Genomic DNA, 2,761 nt, shown 5'->3' on the forward strand with positions numbered 1-2,761 from the left:
CCCCGGTCGCCGCGCCCGCCGCCGAAGCCGCCGCTCCGGCCCCGGCCGCCGCCCGTGGCGACGCCGTGAAGTCGCCGATGGTCGGCACCGCCTATCTCTCGCCCCAGCCGGGCGCCGACGCCTTCATCAAGGTCGGCGACACCGTAAACGCCGGTCAGACCCTGCTGATCGTCGAAGCCATGAAGACCATGAACCCGATCGCCGCGCCCAAGGGCGGCAAGGTCGTCGAGATCCTGATCAGCGACGCCCAGCCGGTCGAGTTCGGCGAGCCGCTGGTCATCATCGAGTAAGCGCGATGTTCGACAAGATCCTCATCGCGAACCGGGGCGAGATCGCGCTCCGGGTTCACCGCGCCTGCAAGGAAATGGGCATTGCCACCGTGGCGGTCCACTCCGAGGCCGACTCCAACTCGATGTGGGTGCGCCTGGCCGACGAAAGCGTCTGCATCGGCCCCGCCCCCGCCGCCAAGAGCTACCTCAACATCCCGTCGATCATCGCCGCGGCCGAGATCACCGGCGCGCAGGGGATCCACCCGGGCTACGGCTTCCTGTCGGAGAACGCCCGCTTCGCCGAGATCGTCGGCGCGCACGGCTTCACCTTCATTGGTCCCAAGCCCGAGCACATCCGGATGATGGGCGACAAGATCACCGCCAAGCAGGCCGTGAAGGACGCCGGCATTCCGGTCGTTCCCGGCTCTGACGGCGGCGTCTCGACCGAGGAAGAGGCCTTCGAGGCCGCCGACAAGATCGGCTTCCCCGTGCTGATCAAGGCCGCCGCCGGCGGCGGCGGTCGCGGCATGAAGGTCGCCCAGACCCGTGAGGACCTCGCCGAAGCCGTCTCGACGGCCCGCGCCGAAGCCCGCGCCGCCTTCGGCGACGACACGGTCTACATGGAGCGCTACCTCCAGAAGCCGCGTCACATCGAGCTGCAGGTCATCGCCGACAGCCACGGCAACGTGGTGCATCTGGGCGAGCGCGACTGCTCGCTGCAGCGCCGCCACCAGAAGGTGCTGGAAGAAGCCCCCTCGCCGGCCCTGTCGGCCGAAGGTCGCGCCAAGATCGGCAAGATCGTCGTCGATGCCGTGAAGGCCATCGGCTATCTCGGCGTCGGCACCATCGAGTTCCTGTGGGAGAACGACGAGTTCTTCTTCATCGAGATGAACACCCGCCTGCAGGTGGAGCACCCGGTCACCGAAGCCATCACCGGCATCGACCTGGTGCGCGAGCAGATCCGCATCGCCGCGGGCCTGCCGCTGTCGTTCACCCAGGACGACGTCGTGTTCGAAGGCCACGCCATCGAGTGCCGCATCAACGCCGAGAACGCCCGCACCTTCACGCCCTCGCCGGGCACGGTGACGGACTTCCACGCGCCGGGCGGACTTGGCGTCAGGTTGGATTCGGCGATCTACACCGGCTATTCGATCCCGCCCTACTACGACAGCCTGATCGGCAAGCTGATCGTCCACGGCCGCGACCGCGAGGAATGCATCGCGCGCCTCAAGCGCTGCCTGGGCGAAATGGTCGTCGGCGGCATCGAGACCACGATCCCGCTGTTCCAGGATCTCCTGGTGCAGCCCGACATCCTGGCCGGCGACTACGACATCCACTGGCTGGAACGCTGGATCAAGTCGCAGGGCTGAGGCCTTAATGTCTTCGCCGGCTCCCGAGCACCGGGAGCCGGCGAAAGATGTCAGGATCGACTGAACCACCCATGGACGACGCCTTCGGCCTCGACGACCTCGTCGCCTGCTACGAACGCGGCGTCTTCCCCATGGCCGACGCTCGCCATGACGAGCGCCTCTTCCTCATCGACCCGCAATGGCGCGGCGTGCTGCCCCTCGAGGCCATGCATGTGCCGCGTCGTCTCGCCCGCACCGTGCGCGGCGAGCCGTTCGAGGTCCGCGTCGACACCGCCTTCGACGCCGTGGTCGAGGCCTGCGCCTCCTCGCGTCCCGGCCGGCTGGAGACCTGGATCAACGCCCCGATCCAGAAGATGTACGGCATGCTCTACGCCGCCGGCCGCGCCCACAGCGTCGAGTGCTGGCAGGACGGGCAGCTGGTCGGAGGGCTCTACGGCGTCTCGCTGGGCGCGGCCTTCTTCGGCGAGAGCATGTTCTCGACCACCCGCGACGCCAGCAAGGTGGCGCTGGTGCATCTGGTCGGCCGGCTGCTGGTCGGCGGCTACAAGCTGCTCGACACCCAGTTCATCACCGATCACCTGGCGCAGTTCGGCACGCAGGAGATCTCCCGCGCCGACTACAAGCGGCGGCTGTCCAAGGCGCTCTCGGCGCAGGCGGATTTCTACTTGCTGGGGCCTTCGGCGACCGGCGTCGACGTCTTGCAGGCGATCAGCCAGGCGTCATAGACCGGGTGCTCCAGCGGGTTCAGGCCCGGGGAACTGGCGTACATCCAGCCCTTGAACACTTGCCGTCCGGCCGGCGCGGCGCGTCCTGGCAGGGCTTTCGGCTGAGTATCGATGGTGACGTAGGCGATCTGGTCCGGCGCGACCTCGTCCGAAGCCGTGGCCTCGCAGGCCCGCACGGTGAAGACCAGGGTCTTGTAGCGGATCGGCTGCCCCACCGGGACCTCGAAGCGCATGGTCTCGGTCGTGACCTTGTCCAGCGCCTGGATGATCGCCACGCCATAGCGGCCGCGCTTGGCGGGTTCGGCGGGCTTGGCGGGGGTCTGGGCCACCGGCTTGGCCGGAACCGGCTCGGCAGCCGGCGGCGGCGAAGGCTCGGGCGGCGGCGCGGCGTTGGTCG

4 protein-coding genes are annotated in these 2,761 nt (G+C 68.6%); 3 read left to right on the forward strand and 1 reads right to left on the reverse strand.

The annotated features are described in order from the left end of the window. The 3 genes from accB to aat form a co-directional block, all read left to right on the forward strand. Window positions 1-290: acetyl-CoA carboxylase biotin carboxyl carrier protein (gene accB, locus DMC18_RS25085; RefSeq protein ID WP_110133423.1), on the forward strand; the 290-nt coding region annotated here is incomplete at its 5' end. A 5-nt stretch (window positions 291-295) separates the two neighbouring features. Further along, window positions 296-1,639, forward strand: a complete 1,344-nt coding sequence (accC, locus tag DMC18_RS25090) for an acetyl-CoA carboxylase biotin carboxylase subunit (RefSeq protein ID WP_110117914.1) — start codon at window positions 296-298, stop codon at window positions 1,637-1,639. Window positions 1,640-1,710: 71 nt separating this feature from the next. Next, on the forward strand, window positions 1,711-2,364 hold the full coding sequence (gene aat, locus DMC18_RS25095) for a leucyl/phenylalanyl-tRNA--protein transferase (protein WP_110117913.1): 654 nt from the start codon (window positions 1,711-1,713) through the stop codon (window positions 2,362-2,364). On the opposite strand, the gene DMC18_RS25100 is transcribed toward aat, so the two are convergent. After that, window positions 2,301-2,761: DUF2155 domain-containing protein (locus DMC18_RS25100; RefSeq protein WP_110133424.1), on the reverse strand; the 461-nt coding region annotated here is incomplete at its 5' end. The two genes, aat and DMC18_RS25100, sit on opposite strands and share 64 nt — an antisense overlap.

This window comes from Caulobacter sp. D5 (genome assembly GCF_003185805.1).
In the GTDB taxonomy this organism is placed as follows: Bacteria; Pseudomonadota; Alphaproteobacteria; order Caulobacterales; family Caulobacteraceae; genus Caulobacter.

Coding starts and splice junctions, on each gene's coding strand:
- aat (WP_110117913.1), top strand. CDS start 1,711: ATGGACGACGCCTTCGGCCTCGACGACCTCGTCGCCTGCTACGAACGC.
- accC (WP_110117914.1), top strand. CDS start 296: ATGTTCGACAAGATCCTCATCGCGAACCGGGGCGAGATCGCGCTCCGG.